Source organism: Staphylococcus sp. GDY8P131P, from assembly GCF_017891975.1.
Classification (GTDB): Bacteria; Bacillota; Bacilli; order Staphylococcales; family Staphylococcaceae; genus Staphylococcus; species Staphylococcus nepalensis.
This window is the reverse complement of sequence record NZ_JAESKF010000006.1, coordinates 189,125-215,608: the sequence shown is the minus strand read 5'-3', so window position 1 is coordinate 215,608 and position 26,484 is coordinate 189,125. Positions and strand designations below refer to the sequence as shown.

The following is a 26,484-nucleotide window of genomic DNA, read 5'->3' as shown; positions in this document are numbered from 1 at the left end:
ATAACATGATTCGAGTAAAAGCTCCAGGTAAACTCTATATTGCAGGTGAATACGCCGTTACAGAACCTGGATATAAATCTGTTTTGATTGCTGTAAATCGATTTGTAACAGCTACAATTGAAGATTCTAATGCGGCAGAGGGCACGATACATTCTAAAACTTTACATCATGAACCGGTCACTTTTCAAAGAGAAGAAGATAAGATTGTAGTATCTGATTTACATGCAGCTAAACAGTTGAAATATGTCATCACAGCTATAGAAGTTTTTGAACAATTTGTTAGCAGCAACCGTATCAATTTAAAACATTTTAACTTAACTATAGACAGTAATTTAGATGACGCTAACGGCCATAAATATGGTTTAGGATCGAGTGCAGCAGTGCTTGTGTCAGTTGTAAAAGCTTTAAATGAGTTTTATGAAACGCATTTATCGAACCTTTATATTTATAAACTCGCAGTTATCGCCAATATGAAACTACAAAGTTTAAGTTCATGTGGGGACATTGCCGTAAGTGTATACACAGGTTGGCTTGCTTATAGTACGTTTGATCATGAATGGGTTTCTCAACAAATTGAAGATACTTCAGTCAATGAAGTATTGAATAAAAACTGGCCTGGATTGCACATCGAACCCTTGCAACCACCAGAAAATATGCAAGTGTTAATAGGGTGGACAGGATCGCCTGCTTCATCACATCATTTAGTTAGTGAAGTAAAGCGTTTAAAATCAGATCCTACTTTTTATGGGAAATTTTTAGAACGTTCTCACGCTTGTGTGGAAAAATTAATACATGCATTTAAAACGAATCACATTAAAGGTGTGCAACAGATGATTCGTATCAACCGTGAAATTATTCAGTCTATGGATAAAGAAGCGACGATAGATATAGAAACTTCACATTTGAAAGTATTGTGTTCTGTAGCTGAAAAATATGGTGGTGCTGCTAAAACATCTGGCGCAGGCGGCGGTGATTGCGGTATCACAATCGTTAATAACGGCGTTGACAAACAGTCTATTTATAAAGAATGGTTAGAAAATGAAGTAAAACCTTTAGAATTTAATATTTATCACGGACAATAGAATAGTAAATAATGAGACAGTACTTAAATTGTAAGATTCAAGTGCTGTTCAGGCTGTCGAGAAAGTCTCCGACTTTGTTGGCAGTTTTTTATACACGTTTTCTATGGCAATGCCTCATTTTGTAGTCTTTGACTAGTACTGTACGCGTAGTGCCACATAAATAACTGACAATATTAAACCAAAATATTATGAGATATGAAAATGAATATCGATGACATTTATAATGTTGAATAAAGCAATTGATAAAAAACCAATATGAAATGATTTCTATATCTGAATTCACTTATCACCTAAAATAGATGAAACGATTAGATTTAAATTTTCCTTATGAACTTGTCAAAGATAAGTATTGCCTTAATCATGGCTGGTCATCCATAGAGCCTGACATTTTAGTGAAAATATTACTTATACAAAGATGATGGACCATCAAATCAATAGAACAAATCATTAAAGAAATAGAAAAAATGTAGCTTACCGTGGGACAGTGCTTAAATTATAAGATTTAAGCGCTGTTTTTTTGATTTTTTACGATGATGAAAGAAATAGCGCTATATTTCCAGGAAAATTTACCTTTAAATGGAAATGATTTCTTTTGTAGATATAGCGTATCTAAATCTTGCTATAGCATTGAAATAACATGATTTAAGATATATCATTCATTTAAGAAAGCGCTTTCAATAAGCGTTTTGAAAAAGGGTGATTATATGAAATTCGGAGGAAATTTTGGAAACGCAATTCGAAGATTTGGAGGTGCTATGATTGTACCAGTGCTTCTCTTTCCATTTTTCGGTATCATTGTTGGGATAGCTACATTATTTAAAAATGAGGCTATTATGGGGGGGATAGCAAATCCTGATAGTTTATGGTATCAAATATGGACTTTAATTGAAAATGGTGGCTGGACACTTTTTCAAAATATAGAACTTATTTTTGTAATAGGTTTACCTATTTCATTGGCTAAAAAATCAGCTGGTCACGCCGTTATGTCTTCTGTAGTTACGTACTTAATGTTTAATTATTTTATTAATAGTATTTTAACTACTTGGGGCCCTGCTTTTGGTGTTGATTTTAAAGGCAATATAGGAGAGGGTACTGGTATAACGGAGTTAGTAGGTATAAAAACACTTGATACTAATATTATTGGAGCGCTCATTATATCAGGTATAGCAATATGGTTACATAATAGATATTATGATAAAAAATTACCTGAATCATTAGGTATTTTTCAAGGCTCTCCTTTCGTGATTATGATTTCATTTTTCTGTATGATTCCGATGGCGTTGTTGACGAGTTGGGGATGGCCAATCGTTCAAGGGTGGATAGCTTCATTGCAAACATTTTTAGCTTCATCAAGTTATGTAGGGGTGTGGTTATTCCACTTTTTAGAGAGAATTTTAATACCTACAGGTTTACATCATTTTATATATACACCATTTGAATATGGACCAGCAGTTGTTGATGGAGGTATTAAATCGTTTTGGATCTCCCATTTAAATGAATATTCACAGACCAATAAGTCATTAAAAGAAATTTTCCCAGGGGGAGGATTTTTATTACAAGGTAACATTAAAATGTTTGGTTCGATTGGTATTGCGCTTGCGATATATTCAACTGCTAAAGCTGATAAAAAGAAAGAAGTTGGTGCTTTATTACTAGCTGCGACGTTAACAGCCGTTTTTGCGGGCATCACTGAACCGCTTGAATTTACATTTATTTTTATAGCACCGTTTTTATTCTTAATACACGCTGTTCTCGGTGCAACAATGGTAACAATTATGCACGCTTTTGGGCTAGTTGGTAACTTAGGTGGCGGGTTGATTGAAATAGCAGCTACCAATTGGATTCCTCTATTTGGTTCTCATTGGGGGACTTATGTAGCTCAATTTATAATCGGTATCATATTTATTTTTATCTACTACTATTTATTTAGGTTTATTATATTGAAATTGGATATACCTATGCCTGGACGAGAAAAGGAAGATAATAAAGATACAAAATTATATACAAAAAAAGATTACCAATCTAATAAAAAGAAAGATAGTAATAATAAAAAAGGTAGTGAATACAATGATAAAGCTGCGATTTATATAGAAGGTTTAGGTGGTAGAGAAAACATCGTTGATGTTACTAATTGTGCTACAAGATTAAGAGTAACTGTCGCAAACCCAAATGAAATAAAAGAAGATGACTTCTTTAAAACAGTCGGGGGCGCACATGGTTTGGTTAAAAGTGGCAAAAATGTGCAAGTCATTGTAGGGCTTTCTGTCCCACAAGTCAGAGAATCTGTAGAACAATTATTAAATGAGTAAAACTACAAAGAAAGCGATGAATTATAAATCGAATTTGGAAAATAATTCATCGCCAACATATCATTTGGAAATCATGTAATTGTGGTAGGCCCTAGCTATAAAATCAAATACGACGTAATAAGGGATGAAACTATAATAATCAATGTGATTAAAAAATTGTATAGGTGAACTATTAACATAGATATTAAAGTTTGCATTTTGAGCAATGTAATTGTCATGAAGCGTAGTCAAGGAAACAAATTTAAGTTCACGCGATTTTATCAACTGAATCGGTTCTTTTAGTTTTTTCGTTTCGCCTGATAAAGAAATAATAAATAGTAAATCTTCATCATCCATTTGATTTATAGCTAATTTGAACTCATTTTCATCATTTAAAACAATAACTTTTTTTGAAATAGATAACATATGTCTCTGAGCTTCTCTAGCTACATTTTGTTGAGCCATTCCTGTCCCAAAAATATAAATAATTGGGGCTGATTCAATTAACTTAATGAGCAAATTATAATCAAACATTTCGAGATGTTCTAGGGTTCGCTGTACGTCTTCAATAATTGGGTCTGTATTTACTAATTTAGTAGGTTCATGGTTAGATTGCATTTTTATATAAAATTTAAAATTACTGTAACCTTCGAAACCGAGTTTCTTGACTAATCTATGAATTGTCGATATGGAGGTATGCGTCAATAAACTTAAGTCATAGATTTTCATAGTTGTTATTTTATCTATATTTTTATGAATAATACTAATAATATGTAAGTCATTTTCAGTCAAATGACTAAAGTGTTTATTAATTAAATCATCAAGTACCATATTTTCGATGCCACCTGTCCATTGGAAAAATTTCCGAATATTGAAAATATAGCTTAATGTTAATATATAAATTATTAATAAGTCAAATTTAATAGTTGTTTTTATATTTTGTTAATAAAAATAATAATTTTGTTTTTTAAATAAAAGAATGGAGCTGGTTCTATGAATTTAAATATTGGCGTAATAGGTTGTGGAGGCATTGCAAATGGTAAACATTTTCCCAGTTTAGAAAAAATACCGGAAGTATCGATAAAAGCTTTCTGTGATATAGATATTCAAAAAGCGAAAGCATCAGCTAGTAAATACGGAATGGAAAATTCAAAAGTTTATGAAGATTTTCATGAATTGTTGAAAGATCCCAAAATTGACGTAGTACATATTTGTACACCTAATAATACACATAAAGACATAACTGTGGCGTCATTAAACGCAGGCAAACATGTTATGTGCGAGAAACCGATGGCAAAAACTTCTGAAGAAGCGGCAGAAATGATAAAAGCGGCAGAAGATAATAATAAAAAATTAACAATAGGTTACCAAAATAGATTTAGAGCTGATAGCCAGCATTTGCATAAAATTTGTCAACGAGGGGATTTAGGAGAAGTTTATTTTAGTAAAGCACATGCAATTCGAAGACGTGCCGTGCCAACTTGGGGTGTATTTTTAGACGAAGAAAAGCAAGGCGGAGGCCCGCTTATTGATATAGGCACACACGCCTTAGATTTAACATTATGGATGATGGATAACTATGAACCAGAATCTGTGATGGGTTCTACATTCCATAAATTAGGAAAAAAAGAAAATGCCGCAAATGCTTGGGGGTCTTGGGATACAGAAACATTTACAGTTGAAGATTCTGCATTTGGATTTATAAAAATGAAAAATGGCGCAACAATCATTTTAGAATCCAGTTGGGCGCTTAACAGCCTAGAAGTGGATGAAGCCAAATGTTCACTATCAGGAACGGAAGGTGGCGCTGATATGAAAGACGGATTGAGAATTCATGGAGAAGATTTAAGCACTTTATTTACCTCGAAAATTGAATATGATAACCCAGGTGTGGATTTTTTTGAAAGCGAGTCTGTAGATGAAGCTGAAGAAGAGGCCCGTTCTTGGATAAACAGTATCCTTTACGATACAGACCCGGTAGTAAAACCTAGGGAAGCGTTTGTCGTTACTCAAATTCTGGAAGCAATTTATCAATCAGCTAAAACAGGAGAAGCAATATATTTAAGCAATAATTAAAGGGGCAATGTTATGAATATCCTAATTTGGAATGAATATAGACATGAAATAGAAAATGAAGAAGTGAGAAAAGTTTACCCTGAAGGCATTCATAAGGCGATTGCATCATTTTTAGAAGAACATCATGTTGAAACTGCAACATTAGACGAAGCACATCACGGCCTATCGGACGAAAATTTAAATAAAACAGATGTTTTAATTTGGTGGGGGCATAAAGCGCATGATGAAGTCCAAGACGAAATCTGTGAAAAAATAAAATCACACGTATTGGAAGGTATGGGGTTGATTGTTTTACATTCTGGACATTTTTCTAAGATTTTCAAATCATTGATGGGAACAACGTGTAATCTTAAATGGAGAGAAGCAGATGAAAAAGAAAGGTTATGGGTAGTAGACCCTACACATCCAATCACTGAAGGGCTGAATAGTTATATTGAATTAGATAAAGAAGAAATGTATGGAGAACATTTTGATATTCCTACGCCTGATGAAACAATTTTTATAAGTTGGTTTGAAGGGGGAGAAGTATTTAGAAGCGGTGTGACCTTTAAAAGAGGGAAAGGAAAAATATTTTATTTTAGGCCAGGGCATGAAAGTTATCCAACTTATTACAATAAAGAGATTCAACGAGTTATAAAAAATGGTGTTCAGTGGGCGAAGCGTAACCATGCACCAACACATGATTATGGCAATGTTAAACCACTGGAGGATATATCAGAAAAATGATTTGGGGGTGACAATTTGAATAAATTAAAAATTGGAATTGTGGGCTGTGGAGGTATTGCTAGAAATAGACATATACCAGCATTTCAAGAATTAAATGAAATTACTGACATAGTGGCAGTGCATGATATTAATTATGATTTGGCTAAAAATGTTGCAGAAAATAACAATATTGAATTTGTAATGGAAGATTATCAACAGATGTTTGAATTAGTTGATGCTATCGCAGTATGCACGCCCAATAAATTTCACGCTGAAATTAGTATAGCAGCATTAAATTCTGGTGTTCACGTCTTTTGTGAAAAACCGATGGCTTTGAATAAATTAGAATGCGAAAGGATGGTGGAAGCTGCAAATCATTCTGGGAAATTATTAGCAATAGGTTACCATTATAGATTTACAGACGCTGCTATGACTGCCAAAAAAGCTATTTTAAATGGTGCAGTAGGAGATCCTTTAGTTATTCGTACACAAGCATTGCGTAGGAGAAAAGTCCCTGGTTGGGGTGTCTTTACTAATAAATTGTTGCAAGGTGGAGGCAGCTTAATTGATTATGGGTGCCACTTACTTGATCTTTCTTTATGGCTATTAGAAGATAATGAACCGGTGGAAATTTTAGCTAAAACTTACAATAGATTGAGTAAAACGCCCAATCAAATCAATGACTGGGGAACATTTAATCATGAAACATTTGATGTTGATGATCATGTCTCATGCTTTATTATATTTAAAGATAATGCATCAATGCAATTTGAGTGTTCTTGGGCAGCCAATATCAAAGATGACTCAAAACATTTAAGTATTTCAGGTGTTGATGGTGGTATCAGTTTATATCCTTTTGAATTATATCAGCATAAATATGGGACATGCTTTACAGAAAAAGCGGTAGTGGACCACGATGAAACATTAGCGGCAAAAAGACAAGCGACAAATTTTGTGAAAAGTTGTTTGGGCGAAGCAGATTTAGTAGTGAAACCGGAAGAAGCACAGCGTACCAGTTTAATAATCGATGCGATATATAAAAGTAGTGTTGAAGGCCGTAGTATAAGATTATCAAACGTTTAAGGAGTGATTTTTTATGAAAATCGGAGTATTTTCTGTATTATTTCAAGATAAAACATTTGAAGAGATGTTGGATTATATTGTGGATGCCGGTGTAGATATGATTGAAATTGGTACAGGCGGTAACCCTGGTAACCAATTTTGCCCTTTAGATGATTTATTAGAAGATGAAAGAAAACGTAAGGCATATATCGATGCAATTCATAAAAGAGGGTTAAGTATAAGTGCTTTTAGTTGTCATAATAACCCTATATCACCTAATAATGAAACTGCTGCAAAATCAGATGAAACGTTAATTAAAACCATTAAACTAGCAGCTTTATTAAATGTTCCAGTAGTTAATACTTTTTCAGGTGTAGCTGGTTCAGATGAAACAGCAAAATTCCCTAATTGGCCAGTAACCCCATGGCCAACTGTTTATTCCAATATTTTGGAGTGGCAATGGGAAGAAAAACTTATACCTTACTGGAAAAAACTTGGCGAATTTGCGAAGGAACAGGGAGTTAAGATTGCGATCGAATTACATGCAGGATTTTTAGTTCATACGCCTTATACATTATTAAAATTAAGAAAAGTGACAAATGATTTTATAGGCGCAAATCTTGATCCAAGTCATCTTTGGTGGCAAGGTATTGACCCAATAGCTGCGATTAAAATATTAGGTAAAGAGAATGCAATACATCATTTTCATGCAAAAGATACATACATTGATCAAGAAAATGTAAATATGTATGGATTAACTGATATGCAACCCTATAGTAACGTTAACACTCGAGCTTGGACATTCCGAACTGTTGGTTATGGACATAGTCCTAATGTTTGGGGAGAAATGGTTAGTGCATTAAGAATCAATGGGTATGACTATGTAATTAGTATAGAACATGAAGATCCAATTATGTCTATTGAAGAGGGATTTGTCAAAGCTGTTAATAATTTAAAATCAATCAACATTGAACATCCTGCCCCAGATTTATGGTGGACGTAGCTGGTTTCAATGATGTAGTAACTGGATTTTTAATGTAAATGCAGCGTAGAAACAAAAGGTTTCTACGCTGTTTTTTAGTTATTTGACAAAAAAGTTATTTACATTATTTTATGATGTGGAACTTGAATTTTTTTATAAATAGAGTAAAATAATTAGAGTTATAAATGTAAGACATGAATGAGGATAAATTAGTTTTTATATGGTTTATATACATACTTTATATAAAATGAAGCGGTTTTGAATTTATAATAAAATTTTAGAAAGGTGAGGGTGGTTTTGCAAAATAAATTTTTGATTTGTGACGATTGTCAGGGTGTTAATTGTAAATCTTTAGAGAAAAAACTTACAAAATTAGATTCTGATGCTGAAATAGAAATCGGTTGTCAATCCTATTGTGGGCCTGGTCGACGTAAAACTTTTGCATTTGTTAATAATCGGCCACTCGCAGCCTTAACTGAAGAGGAACTTTTGGAAAAAGTTGAAAAACAATTACAAAAACCAAGAGATCCAGAAGAAGAAGAACGCTTAAGAAAACGTAACGAAGAACGTAAACGACGAAAAGAAGAACAAGACCGCAAATTAAAAGAAAAATTAGCTAAGAAGAAAAGTAAATGATAAACATCAAAAATCGAAGATACAAGAGAGGGTTAATCTATGTGTTGCGTTTTGATGATTGTTTGTACGAATGAATATTAAAAACACTTCCGTTAATTTCATCATGTAATATGAGATTGGTACGAAAGTGTTTTTTAATTCTATTTTATTTGAAAATATAACATTATTTATTATTAAAGTTTAAAGTGCTGTATAGCCACCATCAATTGTAAACACACTACCTTGGGCAAATGAAGAAGCATCAGAAGCTAGATATACAACAATACCACCGAGTTCATTTGGTGTGCCTGGTCTGCCCATAGGTGTGAATCCCATCCAGTCTTTAATCATTTCTCCACCTTGGTCAAAGAAAGGTTTAGTAAGTTCCGTTTTCATATAACCTGGTGCGATTGTATTCACTTTTATATTATATTTTGACCATTCCATTGCCAAACTTTTCGTTAACATGATTACCCCGGCTTTAGAAGCATTATATGAACATTGTTCTTGTGGTTTGTTAGCAATAAGTCCTGACATAGAAGATGTGTTAATGATGGAACCGTAGCCCTGTTTAATCATTACACGACCGACTGATTGTGCAACTAAAAATATACCGTTTAGGTTTAGATTGATGACTTTATTCCAATCCTCGAATGACATCTCTTCAGCTTTTGCATTAATTGTCATTCCAGCGTTGTTAACTAAAATATCTATTTTTTTAAATTGTTTAACTACTGCTTCGACCATTTGATTGACATCTTCTGGGTTTGTCACGTCAACTTTTATAGCGATTGCTTCTACATTTTCGTTATCACTAATTTCTTTGGCTGTTTCGTCCGCTATTTCTTTGTTAATATCGGCAATTACAATATTAGAACCAGCTTGTGCTAATGCAGTAGCCATGGCTTTACCTAATCCCATAGCGCCTCCTGTTACGATTGCTACTTTCTCGTCTAATTTAAATTGTTCTAAAATATTTGTCATGTTAAAACACCTTTCCTTTTTAATGATTTGGTTGGTTCACTTTCATAAAGAAAGTTAAAATAAACCCTATAAAATAAATGATTGCATAAGTCCAAATGGTTAATACAGGACCACCTATTGGAACAGTTATGGTTGCAATTGCAGGTCCTACGAAGTTACTTAAACCAGCTGATAAGTTATGAATAGAAACTGCAGCCCCTTTATGGTTAGGTTCTAGTATAGGGAAAATTGCTGACATGGGTACAAATGCAGCAACAGCAAACCCAAATATAACTGCAACAGCGCCAGCAACCCAAATGTTAGGTCCGGTCCAAATAGGTAAGTAGTAAAAGGCCAATGTAGAAAGCACCATGCCTATACAACCAAACCAGCGGACTTGTCGTACCCAACCAATTTTATCTCCTATAACACCCCAAAATAGGTTGGTGAATATAGTTACAATATACATCAATCCCCAAATTCTCAACCATTCTGAAGTAGTAAACCCGACGGTATCAGTAAACACGATTGGCATAATGACAACGAGTCCAAACAAGGCCAATTGGTTAATTATTCTAACTACACAAGCAATGGCTACTTGAGGATTTCTTAAAATCGTTACACCTCTAGCAAATTCAATTAATATTTCTTTTGGAGTTAACTTATCTGATTCTTTCTCAGAGCCTTTTCTATCTTTAACTAAAAACATTGCCATTAAACCACCAATTAAAATGAATATAATTGATGACCATAATGTCCCCATAAAACCGATCCATGGGATGGTAAAACTTGGCAAATATGTTCCTAAAAATCCGATGCCAACGGAGTACATTGCCCAGAACCACCCCATAGCTGAAGCTAAACGATGTTTCGGAGCAGAATAAGTAATCCACACAACGAAACTATAAATAAACATAGGATAAGCAAAGCCTCTGATACCATACATGATGAGCATCATTGGATAACTTTGTTGTTCTAACCCTAAAGTTAAAAAACCAACATGAAAAATGATCCAAATAATAAATGCGAATGCCATTACTTTCCTTGGACTAAATATTTCTGCCAAAATACCAGAAAGCCAGGATGCAATTGCAACTACCAGACCATATAGTGTGAGTACAGCGGATGCTTGGTGTGCTTCAAATCCAATACTAACGATATATTTTGATAAAAAGGCTTGTTCAATACCATCGCCAGTCATAAAAACAGCAACTGCGATATAGCCCCAAATTAAAGTTAAAGGCAGTCCTAAAAATTGTTTAGAGCTATTTGTACTTAGTGAGTTCACAATAATCTCTCCTACTCTATAAAAATATTGTTTCTAAACTGCTGATATTGCTTAAATATAATCATTTACTTGTCGCTGGAGAGGTAATAACGACTTAAAGTTTTGAATATAATGCCTAAAACTTTCGATATCTTCTTCCTTAGGGTTTAATGTGATTTGCTCAGTATTGTCAAAAGCTTTAACGTTTAAGTAATTGGCCAAATTTGAATACTGAGTTTCTAGTAAATAACGAGATAAAATAGCGATACCCCATGCGCCGCCTTCACTTGCTGTTGTCATAACACTAACAGGCGTTTCCAGCGCTGCAGCTAAAAATGACTGTGCTATTTTTTCTGTTTTAAAAATACCCCCATGGCCCAGCATGCTATCGATTTGAATATTTTCTTTTTCTTTCAATAAATCAATACCAATCTTTAAAGTGCTAAAAGCACTGAAAATATGTGTTTTCATAAAGTTCGCTATATTAAATTCGCTATCAACGTGACGTAAAAACATAGGATAACCTTGTTTTACATCAGTTATAAATTCACCTGAAACATAACCATAAGATAACAATTTACCTAATGTTTCATCTCCGTTAAAAGCGCTTTCGAATAATTTGGTAAAGAGTTCATTTTTATCGTATTTTACGTTCATGAGTTGAAATACTTCTTCAAATAAATTTATCCAAGCATTGATATCGGAAGTACAGTTATTTGCATGTATCATTGCAACGTCGTAGCCATCAGGGGTCGTTACAATATCGACTTCAGGATAAACATGAACGATTGGCTTTTCTAGTACAATCATTGAAAAAATACTAGTTCCAGCTGACACGTTTCCTGTTTTTGGTGCTACGCTATTCGTTGCTACCATACCTGTAGCAGCATCTGATTCTGGTGCACACAAGGGACACCCTGGTTCCAATTCACCATTTGGATCTAACAGTTTTGCACCTGTCTCAGTTAAATAACCGGCGATTTCACCAGCTACAACGACATTAGGTAATATTTCGTTAATATCTTGTGAGTAACCTGATTTTTGAAATAATGAATTAAAACGTTCTAACAAATCTTGACGGAAACACTTATGCTCACTGTCGATAGGGAACATACCGGAGGCATCTCCAATGCCTAACACTTTTTCACCAGTTAAATACCAATGAACATATCCAGATAGGGTAGTCATATAGTTTACTTTTTTGACATGTGCTTCTCCATCTATCGCTGATTGGTAAAGTTGTGCTATACTCCAGCGCTCAGGGATATTAACTTTAAAATCTTCGCGTAAGATTTGAGCAGCTTTGTTAGCATTATTGTTTCGCCAAGTTCTAAAGGGCACCAACAAGTCATCATTTTCATCGAATGTTAAATAACCATGCATCATACCGCTAATTCCTAAAGATGCTATTGACTTAATTTGAGTATGACAATGATTTTGGATGGCTTCTGACATTTCAGCATAACTTTTTTGGATACCTACCCACACATCATTAATTGAGTAAGTCCAATAGCCATTTTCGTACTTGTTCTCCCATTCGAAAGCACCTGTTGCAATTGTTTCACAATTAGGTGCTATAGCAATTGTCTTAATACGCGTAGAGCCTAGTTCGATTCCTACAGACAGTTGACCTGAATCAACCAAGTGCTTGATATCATCACTTTCCATTTTCTTGCTCCTTTTCATCAAATTATGTAACCGCTAACAAAAATGAATATTAATTTAAAAAGAGATAAAAGTCAATTAAATCAAATTACTAAATTAGTACATTTGCTAAATTATATTTATTTATTAAAAGTTTAATATAGATTTATTTTTTTAATATTTTATATTGATGTGAAAGGTGATAGAGATAAATATTATCGTGACTGTCATGATGATTAAGCTAGTAAATGGCTGGGGATGCAATTATAAAAAGGTTTTATAGCGATAAGTGTGGAATGATTTTAGATCAAGTAATCGGTGTAATCTAAAAGTTTTTCCGATCACTAAAAGTTTGGTGAGAGAAAGGATTTATTGTATGAAATATAGCCTCTTTCCTGCCATTGTGTAGGTTATACATAGACAGTGAAAAAGGCTAGTTATCTATTTGAAATGAGTTTCTGGTCGCTTTTTAAGCAATTCATTACAATTTTAATATAGAAATTGCTACATTTTAGATGAGCGTAAGGTATGTATCTATTTTATGTCATCTTTCGTTACGTTATATTGGTTTGAAATTGAGTGCTAGAAATATATGCATATAGCGAATTTCGATTTTTTATACTCAAAGTACGGCGCACGTGACATGAAATATTGATGTATATATCGTTTGCTTATTTGAATTATAAAATGAGTTGAATTTTATGCAAAAGAATATTATTAAAGTGGGCTAAATAGGGTAAATGAATATTATGAAATCTAGAAATGATTAAACCTCATTTAAATATTTGAGTTTGATGGTTATCACGAACAAGCCTATTTTTAAATGAATGATAAATCAATTAAGTTTTATTTATAGTACAAAAGGAGCTGAACAGATTTGACAAAAAAAGTACAGTTAGGCAAATCAAATGTTATGGTGTCACCGATTGCTTTAGGTACAAATGCGGTAGGCGGACATAATTTATATAATAATTTAGACGAAGAAAAGGGTAAAGAAACAGTACGTACAGCTGTTAGAAACGGTATTACACTTTTAGATACGGCCTATATTTATGGACCAGAACGTTCAGAAGAACTTGTTGGAGAAGCAGTTAAGGAATTTGCAAGAGATGAATTTGCAATTGCCACAAAAGGTGCACATTACTTTGATGAAGAAGGCAATGTTAAAATGTCGAATGATCCTGACTTTCTGCGAAACCAAGTAGAGCAAAGTTTAAAACGACTAAAGGTAGATTATATTGATTTGTATTATATTCATTTTCCAGATGAAACGACACCTAAAGATCAAGCGGTTGCAGCGTTGAAATCATTAAAAGATGAAGGGAAAATCAAAGCGATTGGTGTTTCGAATTTTAGTTTAGAACAAATTAAAGAAGCAAATAAAGACGGGCACGTAGATGTTGTACAAATGGAATACAATTTGCTGAATCGCGAAAATGAAGCCGTATTTGACTACACAAAAGAAAACCAAATTACATTTATTCCTTATTTCCCTTTAGTATCTGGTCTTTTAGCTGGGAAGTATACTGAAAATACAAAATTTGATGATCTGCGTGCTGAAAATCCTGAATTTCAAGGTGATAGGTTCAAGGAAAATTTAGAGAAAATAGATGAGCTGAGAGATATTGCAGACAATCATAGAGTTGATGTAGCCCACGTGGTGCTTGCGTTCTATTTAACGCAACCATCATTGGATGTAGTGATCCCCGGGGCTAAGCAACCCCACCAAGTCGTAGATAACTTAACTACGTTAGACGTTAAACTAACTAAAGAAGAAATAGAAAAAATAAACCAATTATTTCCTAGAAAATAATGAAATGTAGATGTGCTTTATGTTATGCACATCTATATTTTATAGATTTTTGAATTAATTTTGTAATATACAGAATTTAGAATTTTCTTACAAATCATTTAATGCTATAATTTAATTTTACTAAGAGAAATTATATTTATGAAAAAATATGTAAAATTATTAAAACATTTTAATTTTAAGGTTTTAATAGAATATATGAAAAGTATTAAAAGGAGATTGTTATGATTACAGTTTTATTCGGGGGTAGTCGCCCAGAGGGGAACACTGCTCAATTGACTAAAATGGCCTTAAAGGGCCACGATTACGAATGGTTTGATTTAACGCAATATCGCTTAAACCCAGTTAGAGATGTAAGACATGATGGAAGCGTCATAACCGTATACGAAGATGATTATAAAAAAATCATAGATAAAGTATTAGCCAGTGATACAGTCATATTTGCTTCGCCTGTATACTGGTATAGTTTGTCAGCGTCGTTAAAAGCTTTCATTGATCATTGGTCTGAAACATTGATGGACCCTGATTACAGAGACTTTAAAACGAAAATGTCTGAGAAAGATTTTAGACTTATTATCGTTGGCGGTGATTTTCCTAAAGTTAAAGCTAAACCATGTATCACCCAAATGAAATATAGTTTAGAATTTTTAGGTGGTACGTTATCTGGTTATATTATTGGCACTGCAGAGAAACCTGGAGATATTAAAAAAGATTCGTATGCTTTGAACCGTGCTCAAGAATGGCAAGAAACATTAAGCAGAAATGAATAATTTTACAGATAGTTTGGTCAATTGTTATATATTGTCCAAGCTATTTTCATTTGAATAGATAAAGTATTTTGAATACTAAAATTATGTTATAATATAGATATTATTACCTACCATAAATAGGGGGAAATCAACATGCATAAAGTTAGAAAAGCAACGCCAGATGATGTTGTAGGCATCCGAGATGTAGCAACAAAAGCTTGGTATAATACGTACTTAAATATTTATGCAGCTAAAACGGTAAATGAGTTGCTAGCTGCTTCATATAATGAACAACATTTACTTAAAAGATTAGAAGAACAATTATTTTTAGTTATCGAAGAAGATCAGTGTATTATTGGTTTTGCCAATTTTATATATGGTACTGAATTATTTTTATCAGCACATTATGTAAGGCCTTCATGGCAGCATCATGGCTATGGCTCTGATTTATTAAAAGAAGGCTTAGCGTATTTCAAAGATGAATACAACGAAGTGTTCTTAGAAGTAGATAATAAGAACGACGAAGCAGTGTCATTTTATGAGCAAAAAGGATTTGAAAGAGTGCGCTCCTATGTGCACGTTATGTATGGGGAAGAAATGGATTTGGCACTGATGCGTAAAACTTTAAGATAATTGTCCATCAATATGGTATGAACAGGAGGACGACATTGACATTGACAACATATGCTACACAAAAATTACCTGAAGAAAAAGTATTCAAAGACCCCATTCATAGATATATACATGTAAGAGACCAAGTAATTTGGGATTTAATTAAAACGAAAGAATTTCAACGTTTAAGACGTATAAAGCAATTGGGTACGTTGTATTTATCATTTCATACCGCTGAACATAGTAGATTTGGACATTCTTTAGGTGTATATGAAATTGTTCGTAGATTAATTGATGATTCATTTAACGGTCGCGAAGCTTGGGATAACAATGACCGACCACTTGCATTATGTGCTGCGCTATTACATGATTTGGGGCACGGACCTTTTTCACATAGTTTTGAAAAAATTTTTAACACAGACCATGAACGTTTTACACAGAAAATTATTACTGGACCAACGGAAGTGAATAGTGTATTAAGACGTGTTTCTGAAGATTTCCCTCAGCAAGTAGCTGATGTCATCAACAAGACGCACGAAAATAAATTGGTTATTTCTATGATTTCGTCACAAATAGATGCTGATAGAATGGATTATCTGCAACGTGATGCGTACTTCACAGGTGTTACGTATGGTCAATTTGATATGGAACGTATATTGAGATTAATGCGACCTTCAAAAGATGAAGTGCTTATTAAAGAAAGTGGTATGCATGCAGTAGAAAACTTCATTATGAGTCGTTATCAAATGTATTGGCAAATCTACTTCCATCCAGTTAGTCGGGGTGGAGAAGTATTACTCAATAATTGTTTGAAACGCGCTAAACAACTATATAATGAAGGGTACACGTTTAAGAAATACCCTACTGATTTTGTTCCATTCTTTGAGGAATCTGTGACTATTGAACAATATGTAGATTTAGATGAAGCGGTAGTTGTATATTATTTAAAAGCATGGATTAATGAAGATGATGAAATATTAAGTGATTTATCACGTAGATTTATTAATCGTGACTTATTTAAATATATGCCGTTCGATGGTTCTATTATTACAATTACGGAATTAACTGATTTGTTTATACAAGCTGGTATAGACCCGACTTATTATTTTGTAAGCGAATCATTTTCGGACTTGCCATATGATTATGATCGTCCAGGATCAGATAGACAACCAATTCATTTATTAAGACGTAATGGCAAAATAAGAGAAATCAGTAGCCAGTCGTTGGTTATTCATAGTATAACGGGGATTAATAGGCAAGATTATAAATTATATTATCCAAAAGAATTTATATCTGATATTGAAGATGATCAGGTCAGAAATGCAATTAATAGCATATTAGATGAATTGAATTAATTTTAGGATGATATTTTTAACGTATTGAGATAGGATTATAAATTGATTACTTTTCACTCATTGATGAATGTGGCAAAATTTTAGTATAGTCAGTATAGCTGGGCAGCTTTTAAGATATGGTGTATCTGCTGATTTTAATATAGGAGGTGTACACGGATGGCTGAGAATAAAGGATTTAAATTTAATATTATAAAAAATGACCCGTTAGATGGACATAAAGGTACCAATATTGGGTCTATTAGCTTGGATAATGTTGCGCCTGTTTTTATTGATGTTGAAAATGAAGAAGCATTTATCGATATTGCTGGTATGCATGCACGTTCAAGCGTAGAAAAAGGCGTTAAATGGATCAAAGATAAAGAAAAAGTTGAAGGCGAGGAAGCTAAACCATATTGGTTATGTTGGGTAACTACTGAACGTGGAGAAAACGGACCATACTATGCAGGCCTTACAGCATGTTATTTATTAGTTAATAGAAGTATCCGTAGAGGGTATAAGAGTATGCCAGAGCATGTTAATATGATGGATAAATCTATGAAACATTTAATTGACATTGACCATATTGGCGATAACAATAAACAAATATTAAAAGCGTTTCTCAAATCACATGATTTAGATATGTGGAATAACTCAGATGATGCACTACGTGAAGCATTAGAGTCTAAATAAGATTAAAATGATTTTTGAACAGATGTATTAGACATGGTGAGTACGGATGTCAAAGTATCTTTATCGTTTACTTTTTGAGGATAGCTCACTTTAATAAGAGCAGAGATGCGAAGTCAGATTGGAATTTTGATTTTGTGTGTCTGCTCTTTTATTATGATGAAATTGTTTAATTTATAAGGCCGTTTGACGGATTAAGTTTTAGAAATAAAAATTATATATTTAAAATGATTTTAGCAACTGTATTGCTTATTTCAAGTATGCTATAATGATGTGTATTATTTTAAAGATTAGGGTGAAACGTACATTGGAAAACAATGTTGAAATCCAAACGAAACAAGTTGTTAAACAATTCGATAACAAAGAAAAATTCTCATTATCTACTAAAGGGTCTTGGCAAAAACGTAAAGCTGATTTTATACGTTATCAGGAAGAGATAGATGGCGCTACAGTTAATGTAACGGTTAAAATTGAAAACTCAGGCGTAAAAATTATCCGAAATGGCGACATTAAATTAAATCTTCACTTTGTAGAAGGTGAAGATACAATGACTTTGTATGAAATTAGTGGTGGCCGTATCCCACTCACGGTTCATACGCATTCTATTTTACATTTTGTAAATGATAACGGTGGTAAACTGAAAGTGCATTATGATTTAATTCAAGATGAAGAGAAGATGGGGTCTTATCAATATGAAATTACTTACAAGGAGATGCCGTAAATGAACATAGTTGAACAAGTCAAGCAAACGTTGGTTGAAGAAATTCAAAAAAGTATTCAAAAAGCGCAACTTGCTGAAGTGAATGAAATTCCTGAAATAAAAATTGAAATACCAAAAGATAATAAAAATGGTGATTATTCTACAAATATTGCAATGGTTTTAACAAAAATTGCGAAACGCAATCCACGTGAAATTGCTCAAGCGATTGTAGACCATTTAGATACGACGGCTGCGCAAGTTGAAAAGGTAGATATTGCGGGCCCAGGTTTTATTAATTTTTATTTAGATAATGCTTATTTAACAGCTATTATTACTGAAGCAATCAATCAAGGAGACCATTTCGGTCAAAAAGAGATAAAAAATGGGGAAAGTATTTTATTAGAATATGTATCTGCTAATCCTACAGGTGATTTACATATAGGCCATGCACGTAACGCAGCCGTTGGTGATACATTAGCTAATATTTTAGAAGCAGCAGGATACAATGTAACAAGAGAATATTATATAAATGATGCTGGTAACCAAATTACAAACTTAGCACGTTCTATTGAAGCACGTTACTTTGAAGCGCTTGGCGACGATTCTTTCGAGATGCCAGAAGGCGGCTACTATGGTAAAGATATTATCAATATTGGTAAAGATTTAGCAGAAAAACAACCAGAATTAAAAGACTTAGAAGAAGAAGAACGTATAAAAACGTTTAGACAATTAGGCGTTGATTATGAAATGGAAAAATTAAGAAAAGACTTAGCCGATTTCAATACGCATTATGACAGCTGGTTTAGCGAAACGACGCTTTACGAGTCAGGTGAAATTCAAAAAGTGTTAGATAAAATGACGGAACTTGGTTATACGTATAAAGAAGATGGTGCAACATGGCTACGTACAACAGATTTTTCTGATGATAAAGATCGTGTATTGATTAAAAAAGATGGTAACTACACATATTTTTTACCAGACATTGCTTACCATTATGATAAAATTGAACGTGGCAATGATATCTTAATTAACTTATTTGGTGCAGATCATCATGGCTATATACAACGTTTGAAGGCGTCAATGGAAACATTTGGCGTAGATAGCGAACGTCTTGAAATTCAAATTATGCAAATGGTGCGCTTAATGCAAGATGGCCAAGAAGTAAAAATGAGCAAACGTACAGGCAATGCCATTACTTTACGTGAAATCATGGATGAAGTAGGCGTAGATGCAGCGCGTTACTTCTTAACAATGCGCAGTCCAGATACGCATTTTGATTTTGATATGGAGTTAGCAAAACAAGAATCACAAGATAACCCAGTATATTATGCACAGTATGCGCATGCGCGTATCTGTTCTATTTTAAAGCAAGCTAAAGAAAGAGGTATTGAACCTTCAACTAGTGCAGATTATGCACTTATTACAAATGACAAAGCAATAGAACTATTGAAAAAATTAGCGGACTTTGAAACTTCTATAGAAAGTGCAGCAACACATAGAGCGCCACATAGAATTACAAACTATATTCAGGATTTAGCAGCACATTTCCATAAATTTTATAACGATGAAAAAGTGTTAACAGATGATGTAGAAAAAACAAAAGCATTGATTGCATTAATTGATGCAGTGAGAATTACACTACACAATGCATTGAACCTTGTTGGTGTCACTGCCCCAGAATCAATGTAAATAAATCTGTTTATAATTATAATCGGATTTCGAAAAGTAAGTATGAGGTTTGTCTAACAGTTTGATGGGATATCATCATTTCTAAGACTAAACCTTGCTTACTTTTTTTTATTGTCTTGCACATATAATATTTTAAAACTAATGGATAGGGGGGTTATATATGTTAGACACGCAGTCGTTGTATCGCACGTTATATTCAAATATGGGTGCGCAAAATTGGTGGCCTGCCGAATCTAAAATGGAAGTGATATTAGGGGCCATTTTAGTGCAAAATACAAACTGGAGAAATGCGGCGTATGCGCTTCAAAATTTAAAGAAAGAGACAGCCTTTGACCCAGAATGTATATTAACTTTGGAGTTAGAACAGCTACAAACAATAATAAAATCTAGCGGTTTCTATAAAAATAAAGCCATGACTATATTAACTGTGCTCAATTGGTTAAAAAGATTTGAGTTTGATTTCCAAGCAATACAATTATATTACGAATCTCAATTACGTAACGCCTTATTAAAAATAAAAGGGATTGGGAGTGAAACTGCTGATGTCTTGTTAGTGTATGTTTTCGAAGAAGTGGCATTTATACCAGATAGCTATACTAGAAGGATTTATGCTAAGTTAGGCTACAAGCATACAGAGAGTTATGAAAAGTTAAAGCAACATATCCAACTGCCTACATTTTTTACAAATAAGGATGCCAATGAATTTCATGCTTTATTAGATAACTTCGGAAAAAATTACTTTAGTAGTAAAAATGAAAAGAAATATACATTTTTAGATAAGTATTTTAAAATATAAATTTCATAAAAATGATGTCGTTAAGTAGATGAATTTTTGATAAGATAAAAGCAAATAAAGGATAGGAGTTAAAGTCATGAAAACATGGAATAAATTAGTGTATCTTTTACTCATTTTTGTTGTTGTATTAACTGCTTGTGGCACTAAGTCAGAGCAACCTAAAAATGATACAGAATCTGATAACCAATCATCATATAAACGCATTATTTCTCTTATGCCTAGCAATACAGAAATATTGTATGAACTTGGTTTAGGTGATGATATCATAGGCGTTTCAACTGTTGACGATTATCCCAAGACAGTTAAAGATAAACAACAATTTGATGCGATGAAACTTAACAAAGAATCACTGATGAAAGCTAAACCAGATTTAATATTGGCCCATGAATCTCAAAAGGCCACTAACGATAAAGTATTGAAAAGCTTAAAAGATAGTGGCGTAAAAGTAATTTATGTGAAAGATGCACAATCTATTGATGAAATGTATGCTACTTTTAAACAAATTGGTAAAGTGACAAATAAAGAAAAAGAAGCTAATGCACTTGTAAAAGAAACGAAAGATAATATCGATCAAGTGAAAAAATCAGTACCGGAAGATGCTAAAGGACAAAAAGTATTTATGGAAATTTCCTCTGAACCAGAAATATATACTGCAGGAAAAAATACGTTCTTTGATGATATGTTAACCCAATTAAAGACAGAAAATAGTTTTTCTAATTTAGATGGGTGGCAAAAGGTTAGTAAAGAAGACATTATTAAACAAAATCCTGATATAATGATATCGACGATGGGTGTTTCAACTTCTGAATACCAACAGATAATCGATAAACGTGGCGGATTTAACCAAATTAATGCCGTACAAAACAACAAGATGAAATCTGTCAATGGAGATGAAATTTCAAGGCCAGGCCCGCGTATAGACAATGGTTTGGAAGCTTTAAAAGAAGCTATATATGGCAAATAAAATGTAAGCAATCAGCAACTAAAAAATAATTAAAAATACGATATATACCCCTGAAAATGATGTTTAAATACTTCATTTTAGGGGTGTTTTTTAACCGAAATACCTTTATCAAAAGAAACCATAAAACATGATTATAGATATTATATTTAGTTCTATTGTTAGTTGACATAGGTTATTTACTTTATATGTAAAAATGTATACCATGCTAGTTATGATTGGTACGCATTTTGTTATAATTATTAAAGGTTAAGAGATTTTAGTGAAAGCGTGGAAAATACATGAAATACAGTAAAGCATTAATCATTTGTTTTTTAATTCTCATCACTAGTATGTTATTAAGTTTGTTGTGGAATATTGGTGATATCCACGAAGCATTGACACAGTCTATATTATTTCAAGTTAGAATCCCTAGAACAGTACAAGCATTATTAGCTGGTATTGGTTTAACACTAGCAGGCCATATGTTCCAAACATTATTAAATAACCCATTAGCTGATAGTTTCACTCTAGGGTTAGCAAGTGGTGCCACTTTCGGGTCAGGTGTGGCTGTCGTCTTAGGATTATCATTTATTTGGTTGCCAGTGTTTTCAGTATTATTCAGTATTATTACATTAATCATTGTTATCGCGCTCACTACTGCTATGTCTAGAGGTTACCCTATAAGAACTTTAATATTATCTGGCATTATGATAGGCGCCTTATTTAATGCTTTTTTATATGTGTTAATCATCTTTAATCAAGAGAAAATGAATAATATAGTAAATTATATGTTTGGTGGCTTTTCTTCAGCAGAGTACAATGAAGTAATATATATAGGCATCATACTTTTTATTGGTATCATCATTTTGTTTAGCCTACTTTCAAAAATTAAAATATTGCAATTAGGCCAATTAAAAGGGCAATCGCTCGGATTAAATGTACAATTACTAACGTATGGTGTGTTGTTTATTGCATCTATTATTACTGCTGTTATAGTAGCGTACGTTGGTATTATTGGTTTTATTGGAATGGTCATCCCGCAACTTGTACGTCGTCAAAATCAACAATTTAATATTGGACAACAGATGGTGTTAAATATGTTGATTGGTGGTACAGTTATGGTATTGTCTGATTGGCTGGGTAGTGTGTTGTTAAGCCCGTTCGAAATCCCGGCCAGTATCATATTAGCAATGCTTGGCATCCCAGTATTGTTTTATATTATGATTACGCAACCACGTGCAATTGAATAAACTAAAAATGACTATCGTCGAGAAACGATTTATACTATATAATGATATTTATTAATTATGATTTGGCGTAAGGTAAACATAAGATTAAAGAGGTTATAGCTATGGATTTAACGCATGTGAAAGCGATCGTTTTTGATTTAGAAGGTACATTATTAGACAGAAATAAATCTAGAGAAAAATTTATTGAAGAGCAATATGAAAGATTTCATGATTATTTTGTACGTATCCAACTAGAAGATTTTAAACGGAAATTTATAGAATTGGATGATGACGAAGATCATGATAAACCTGAATTGTATAAAGCAATAATTAAAGATTTCCATATAGATCGACTAACTTGGAAAGATTTATTCAGTGATTTTGAAATGCATTTTTATAGGTATGTATTCCCTTATTATGATACGCAATATACTTTAGAAAAATTAACACAATATGGATATTTAACTGGTGTAATCGCAAATGGTAAGTCAAAAATTAAACAGTTTCGTTTACACGCATTAGGGATTGAGGATAATGTAAATTATTTATCTACTTCAGAGACAGTAGGATACCGTAAACCGCATCCTAAAATTTTCGAAGATATGTTAACTCAACTCGGCACCAAACCTGAAGAGACAATGTATGTTGGTGACGACCCACTTAATGATGTGGCACCTGCTAGAGCAATGGGCATGATTAGTGTTTGGTTTAAAGAAGATAATGAAAATGATCTTACGCCATTACCAGAGGAAGTAGATTTTACAATCAAAACTACAGAAGAATTACTCTCCATATTATCAATTAGTAAGAAAGGAAGATAAAATATGAACTTATTTACAACAAGTGATGGTATAGCTTTAAACTATAAGACGAGTGGGGAAGGCAAAGCGATTGTAATGATTCACACTGCTTTTGATAATTTTTCAGTATTTCAAGGTTTAGAAGCTAAATTTAATCATGCTTATCAAGTCGTACTCATTGATTTAAGGGGTCATGGTTACTCGGATAAACCTACTAAAATTAATTTTAAGACATATGCTAAAGATATAAAAGAGCTATTAGATTACTTATATATTAGTGAGTGTTCGATTATAGCACATGAGTTGGGTGGTTCGATTGCTGCGTTATTTACTGCACAATATCCTGACGTTGTAACTTCATTAACAATGGTTAATCCTACACTATTAAATGACATCACGCCTGAAGAGCGTTTATATAGAAAATATGCAGATAAGATTAGAAATTGGGATGGTGAAGCACAACAGAAATTCCTTGATAAACAACTATATTATTCTAAAAGGAAAGCTAAAAAATTCTTGAAACAAGTGGAATATACCAACAGTATGTCTACAAAATCTGAAATTGAAGCAGTAAAAGAATCATTTATTGATAACAATGTTATGAATTATTTAAAAGAACTAAAAGCACCGACATTAATTGTAGTAGGGCAACATGGTGAACGGACGACGGTATTCGAAGCGAAAGAAGTTGCTGATTATATCGGTGACACGCGATTTGAAGTTTTTGAAGCATCGGGGTTATATCCATTTGTAGAAGAAAAAGATAAATTTATGAATCATGTTGCTGAATTTATAAAACAGCAAGTTCCATCAGTAGCTTAGTACCACAAAAAGATTACAAGATAACTTGTTTTGTAATCTTTTTGTAACATGACTGTTATTTTAGTAATATTTATAGTACAATAAAAACAAGCACAATAAAAGTCAGTTAAATATAGAAGGAGAGAGTGCTTATGAAAAGGTTATGTGCAGTAGTTTTAGTTGCAGGATTAACATTTTCTGGTATTAATGCAGGAACTGTTGAAGCGGCATCTGGGAACTCAATCCAAAACGTTACTGAATTACAACATGGCGATCAATCGTTAGAAGGTGCAAAATTAGGAAATTCTATTCAAACTGTATTAAAAGATAATAAAAAACCAATTTACTCATATAAACCTGACGGTTCAGAACACTATTATGAATTCAAAAAAGATAATGGTGTACTTGTTGTAACTGCGGATGGTAAGAAAAACGATGGTAAAATCACTCGTATTTCTATGAGCTATAATGATACAAATGGTCCTGCATACAAAGAAGTGAAAAAACATGTAAGTGACACGGCTATTACGCGTGAGCATTATAATAATGTGACAGGTAACTTTGGTTACGTTCAAGATAACGAAGTATCTTACCAATTTAGCTCTTCATCACCAAGTGATAAAAATATCAAGCTTTATCGTATTGATATTGGTAAATAACTTTCACTTGTAATATTTAAAATGAATAATAAACCGACAAGTGTAATGCTATATACTTGTCGGTTATTTTATTGTTACAATGAGAGAAAGTTTAATTATATATGTTAGTCATTTACATATATTAATATATAGAGTATTTATTTAATATAAAAAAGGAGCCTATCATGAGAGTTAACGACAAAGTATTAGTAGAAAATATCAATGATTATTTCACTCATAAAGGTCTTTCCCCAAATCTTATAGATGATATTAAGGGGAAACTAAAAAAAGAATTGAAAAAATCGGAAGCACAAGATTTGGATTATATAGAATACAGAAGAAAGTCACCAGCTGAAATTATTTTAACGATTCAACGTAATTTATTTACATTACAATTAAATCCTATCGTATTTTTTATTATCAATTTTATTTTGCTATCCTATTTGTATGACAAACAATATGTGCCATTTCAGGCTGCGACTGGATTATCCATTTTTTACTGTTTAATTATCTTGCCAATATCAATTTTTATTTATTTGAGAATTGATTGGAAAAATTATCTCTATAGTAATAAATTCGAGAGGATTATTGGCCTTAGTGTTGCTGCAGTAGCGTTAATACTAGTCTTTGCGCATGCTTTTGGCTTTGATTTAGGTATTGTAGCTGTCACAATATACGCACATCAATTTGTCTTTTTTGTTGGTATCATTTTTAGCATTTCAGGTATTTACTTTAGAAGGTTAGAATTTACTGGCATAGGTTTGTTATTTTGTCAAAAAACGATAGATGCAATGATTAGTAACCCTATCGTTACACAAATTGCTTCAATCGTAATTTGGGTTTTATTATTAATCGTGATTATCTATTACACGATTAGAATATCTTCTAGAAAATAGTAATATTTATACTAATAAATAAAAATGTATCTTCATTTTTTGAATGGAGATGCATTTTTTTATTTAAAATTGTTTTATTTCGAACATGTATATTAGCTTAGGAAATAGTTCTAATC

Annotated in this window: 25 protein-coding genes; 21 read left to right on the top strand and 4 right to left on the bottom strand. The window is 32.8% G+C overall.

Annotated elements, in window-relative coordinates; translation table 11 throughout:
* Positions 1-5 precede the first annotated feature (5 nt).
* Both KA894_RS06620 and KA894_RS06615 read left to right on the top strand, forming a co-directional pair.
* The gene (locus KA894_RS06620; RefSeq protein WP_103372758.1) at positions 6-1,082 is read left to right on the top strand and encodes a phosphomevalonate kinase; all 1,077 of its coding nucleotides are present in this window, start codon (positions 6-8) and stop codon (positions 1,080-1,082) included.
* Between the two features lie 704 nt (positions 1,083-1,786).
* Positions 1,787-3,391 carry an alpha-glucoside-specific PTS transporter subunit IIBC gene (locus KA894_RS06615; protein ID WP_210133840.1) on the top strand — a complete coding sequence of 535 codons (1,605 nt, stop codon included), beginning with the start codon at positions 1,787-1,789 and terminating at the stop codon, positions 3,389-3,391.
* Between the two features lie 60 nt (positions 3,392-3,451).
* On the opposite strand, the gene KA894_RS06610 is transcribed toward KA894_RS06615, so the two are convergent.
* Positions 3,452-4,201: a MurR/RpiR family transcriptional regulator gene (locus KA894_RS06610; RefSeq protein ID WP_096810838.1), complete on the bottom strand. Its 750-nt coding sequence runs from the start codon at positions 4,199-4,201 to the stop codon at positions 3,452-3,454.
* Between the two features lie 162 nt (positions 4,202-4,363).
* Here KA894_RS06610 and KA894_RS06605 point away from each other — a divergent pair, with 162 nt between their 5' ends.
* The 5 genes from KA894_RS06605 (at position 4,364) to KA894_RS06585 (ending at position 8,831) form a co-directional block, all read left to right on the top strand.
* Positions 4,364-5,446 carry a Gfo/Idh/MocA family protein gene (locus tag KA894_RS06605; RefSeq protein ID WP_096810837.1) on the top strand — a complete coding sequence of 361 codons (1,083 nt, stop codon included), beginning with the start codon at positions 4,364-4,366 and terminating at the stop codon, positions 5,444-5,446.
* Between the two features lie 12 nt (positions 5,447-5,458).
* Entirely contained in the window at positions 5,459-6,172 is a 714-nt protein-coding gene (locus KA894_RS06600; RefSeq protein ID WP_096810836.1) for a ThuA domain-containing protein, read from the top strand.
* 15 nt (positions 6,173-6,187) lie between these two features.
* Entirely contained in the window at positions 6,188-7,234 is a 1,047-nt protein-coding gene (locus KA894_RS06595) for a Gfo/Idh/MocA family protein (RefSeq protein WP_096810835.1), read from the top strand.
* 13 nt (positions 7,235-7,247) lie between these two features.
* Entirely contained in the window at positions 7,248-8,216 is a 969-nt protein-coding gene (locus KA894_RS06590; protein ID WP_119488003.1) for a sugar phosphate isomerase/epimerase family protein, read from the top strand.
* 276 nt (positions 8,217-8,492) lie between these two features.
* The gene (locus KA894_RS06585) at positions 8,493-8,831 is read left to right on the top strand and encodes a YuzB family protein (protein WP_096810833.1); all 339 of its coding nucleotides are present in this window, start codon (positions 8,493-8,495) and stop codon (positions 8,829-8,831) included.
* Between the two features lie 180 nt (positions 8,832-9,011).
* Here the strand turns inward: KA894_RS06585 and KA894_RS06580 are convergent, their stop codons facing one another.
* Genes KA894_RS06580 through KA894_RS06570 form a run of 3 tightly spaced genes read right to left on the bottom strand, consistent with a single transcriptional unit; the run spans position 9,012 to position 12,708 of the window.
* Positions 9,012-9,794 (bottom strand): glucose 1-dehydrogenase, encoded by a 783-nt coding sequence (locus tag KA894_RS06580; RefSeq protein WP_103372855.1) that lies wholly within the window; start codon positions 9,792-9,794, stop codon positions 9,012-9,014.
* A gap of 19 nt (positions 9,795-9,813) precedes the next feature.
* Complete coding sequence (locus KA894_RS06575) at positions 9,814-11,061, bottom strand: MFS transporter (protein ID WP_318270843.1); 1,248 nt, start codon at positions 11,059-11,061, stop codon at positions 9,814-9,816.
* Positions 11,062-11,112: 51 nt separating this feature from the next.
* Positions 11,113-12,708, bottom strand: a complete 1,596-nt coding sequence (locus tag KA894_RS06570; RefSeq protein WP_103372856.1) for a xylulokinase — start codon at positions 12,706-12,708, stop codon at positions 11,113-11,115.
* 853 nt (positions 12,709-13,561) lie between these two features.
* On the opposite strand from KA894_RS06570, the gene KA894_RS06565 reads away from it, so the two are divergent.
* The 14 genes from KA894_RS06565 (at position 13,562) to KA894_RS06500 (ending at position 26,368) form a co-directional block, all read left to right on the top strand.
* Complete coding sequence (locus KA894_RS06565) at positions 13,562-14,497, top strand: aldo/keto reductase (protein WP_096810830.1); 936 nt, start codon at positions 13,562-13,564, stop codon at positions 14,495-14,497.
* 221 nt (positions 14,498-14,718) lie between these two features.
* A complete protein-coding gene (locus KA894_RS06560; protein WP_115342380.1) occupies positions 14,719-15,264 on the top strand; it encodes a flavodoxin family protein in 546 nt (181 codons plus the stop codon).
* Between the two features lie 132 nt (positions 15,265-15,396).
* Entirely contained in the window at positions 15,397-15,876 is a 480-nt protein-coding gene (locus KA894_RS06555) for a GNAT family N-acetyltransferase (protein ID WP_103372857.1), read from the top strand.
* A gap of 17 nt (positions 15,877-15,893) precedes the next feature.
* Positions 15,894-17,210 carry an HD domain-containing protein gene (locus KA894_RS06550; RefSeq protein WP_182478055.1) on the top strand — a complete coding sequence of 439 codons (1,317 nt, stop codon included), beginning with the start codon at positions 15,894-15,896 and terminating at the stop codon, positions 17,208-17,210.
* Between the two features lie 156 nt (positions 17,211-17,366).
* On the top strand, positions 17,367-17,879 hold the full coding sequence (locus KA894_RS06545) for a YwhD family protein (protein WP_107644097.1): 513 nt from the start codon (positions 17,367-17,369) through the stop codon (positions 17,877-17,879).
* 304 nt (positions 17,880-18,183) lie between these two features.
* On the top strand, positions 18,184-18,597 hold the full coding sequence (locus KA894_RS06540; protein WP_103372859.1) for a YwiB family protein: 414 nt from the start codon (positions 18,184-18,186) through the stop codon (positions 18,595-18,597).
* The gene (gene argS, locus KA894_RS06535; RefSeq protein WP_103372860.1) at positions 18,598-20,265 is read left to right on the top strand and encodes an arginine--tRNA ligase; all 1,668 of its coding nucleotides are present in this window, start codon (positions 18,598-18,600) and stop codon (positions 20,263-20,265) included.
* A 160-nt stretch (positions 20,266-20,425) separates the two neighbouring features.
* Entirely contained in the window at positions 20,426-21,061 is a 636-nt protein-coding gene (locus tag KA894_RS06530) for an endonuclease III domain-containing protein (protein ID WP_107644095.1), read from the top strand.
* A 76-nt stretch (positions 21,062-21,137) separates the two neighbouring features.
* Positions 21,138-22,025: an ABC transporter substrate-binding protein gene (locus tag KA894_RS06525; protein WP_103372862.1), complete on the top strand. Its 888-nt coding sequence runs from the start codon at positions 21,138-21,140 to the stop codon at positions 22,023-22,025.
* 278 nt (positions 22,026-22,303) lie between these two features.
* Positions 22,304-23,254 carry a FecCD family ABC transporter permease gene (locus tag KA894_RS06520; protein ID WP_096810821.1) on the top strand — a complete coding sequence of 317 codons (951 nt, stop codon included), beginning with the start codon at positions 22,304-22,306 and terminating at the stop codon, positions 23,252-23,254.
* A 101-nt stretch (positions 23,255-23,355) separates the two neighbouring features.
* A complete protein-coding gene (locus KA894_RS06515; protein ID WP_096810820.1) occupies positions 23,356-24,054 on the top strand; it encodes an HAD family hydrolase in 699 nt (232 codons plus the stop codon).
* Between the two features lie 3 nt (positions 24,055-24,057).
* Positions 24,058-24,855 (top strand): alpha/beta fold hydrolase, encoded by a 798-nt coding sequence (locus KA894_RS06510; RefSeq protein ID WP_107644188.1) that lies wholly within the window; start codon positions 24,058-24,060, stop codon positions 24,853-24,855.
* Between the two features lie 131 nt (positions 24,856-24,986).
* Positions 24,987-25,493, top strand: coding sequence for an SA0570 family protein (locus KA894_RS06505; protein ID WP_096810818.1), 507 nt, complete (start codon positions 24,987-24,989; stop codon positions 25,491-25,493).
* Positions 25,494-25,657: 164 nt separating this feature from the next.
* Positions 25,658-26,368 carry a hypothetical protein gene (locus KA894_RS06500; protein WP_103373492.1) on the top strand — a complete coding sequence of 237 codons (711 nt, stop codon included), beginning with the start codon at positions 25,658-25,660 and terminating at the stop codon, positions 26,366-26,368.
* Positions 26,369-26,484 lie beyond the last annotated feature (116 nt).

Coding starts and splice junctions, on each gene's coding strand:
- KA894_RS06500 (WP_103373492.1), top strand. CDS start 25,658: ATGAGAGTTAACGACAAAGTATTAGTAGAAAATATCAATGATTATTTC.
- KA894_RS06550 (WP_182478055.1), top strand. CDS start 15,894: ATGAACAGGAGGACGACATTGACATTGACAACATATGCTACACAAAAA.
- KA894_RS06615 (WP_210133840.1), top strand. CDS start 1,787: ATGAAATTCGGAGGAAATTTTGGAAACGCAATTCGAAGATTTGGAGGT.
- KA894_RS06515 (WP_096810820.1), top strand. CDS start 23,356: ATGGATTTAACGCATGTGAAAGCGATCGTTTTTGATTTAGAAGGTACA.
- KA894_RS06570 (WP_103372856.1), bottom strand. CDS start 12,708: ATGGAAAGTGATGATATCAAGCACTTGGTTGATTCAGGTCAACTGTCT.
- KA894_RS06505 (WP_096810818.1), top strand. CDS start 24,987: ATGAAAAGGTTATGTGCAGTAGTTTTAGTTGCAGGATTAACATTTTCT.
- KA894_RS06555 (WP_103372857.1), top strand. CDS start 15,397: ATGCATAAAGTTAGAAAAGCAACGCCAGATGATGTTGTAGGCATCCGA.
- KA894_RS06530 (WP_107644095.1), top strand. CDS start 20,426: ATGTTAGACACGCAGTCGTTGTATCGCACGTTATATTCAAATATGGGT.
- KA894_RS06605 (WP_096810837.1), top strand. CDS start 4,364: ATGAATTTAAATATTGGCGTAATAGGTTGTGGAGGCATTGCAAATGGT.
- KA894_RS06580 (WP_103372855.1), bottom strand. CDS start 9,794: ATGACAAATATTTTAGAACAATTTAAATTAGACGAGAAAGTAGCAATC.
- KA894_RS06620 (WP_103372758.1), top strand. CDS start 6: ATGATTCGAGTAAAAGCTCCAGGTAAACTCTATATTGCAGGTGAATAC.
- KA894_RS06610 (WP_096810838.1), bottom strand. CDS start 4,201: ATGGTACTTGATGATTTAATTAATAAACACTTTAGTCATTTGACTGAA.
- KA894_RS06510 (WP_107644188.1), top strand. CDS start 24,058: ATGAACTTATTTACAACAAGTGATGGTATAGCTTTAAACTATAAGACG.
- KA894_RS06525 (WP_103372862.1), top strand. CDS start 21,138: ATGAAAACATGGAATAAATTAGTGTATCTTTTACTCATTTTTGTTGTT.
- KA894_RS06545 (WP_107644097.1), top strand. CDS start 17,367: ATGGCTGAGAATAAAGGATTTAAATTTAATATTATAAAAAATGACCCG.
- KA894_RS06560 (WP_115342380.1), top strand. CDS start 14,719: ATGATTACAGTTTTATTCGGGGGTAGTCGCCCAGAGGGGAACACTGCT.
- KA894_RS06590 (WP_119488003.1), top strand. CDS start 7,248: ATGAAAATCGGAGTATTTTCTGTATTATTTCAAGATAAAACATTTGAA.
- KA894_RS06520 (WP_096810821.1), top strand. CDS start 22,304: ATGAAATACAGTAAAGCATTAATCATTTGTTTTTTAATTCTCATCACT.
- KA894_RS06600 (WP_096810836.1), top strand. CDS start 5,459: ATGAATATCCTAATTTGGAATGAATATAGACATGAAATAGAAAATGAA.
- argS (WP_103372860.1), top strand. CDS start 18,598: ATGAACATAGTTGAACAAGTCAAGCAAACGTTGGTTGAAGAAATTCAA.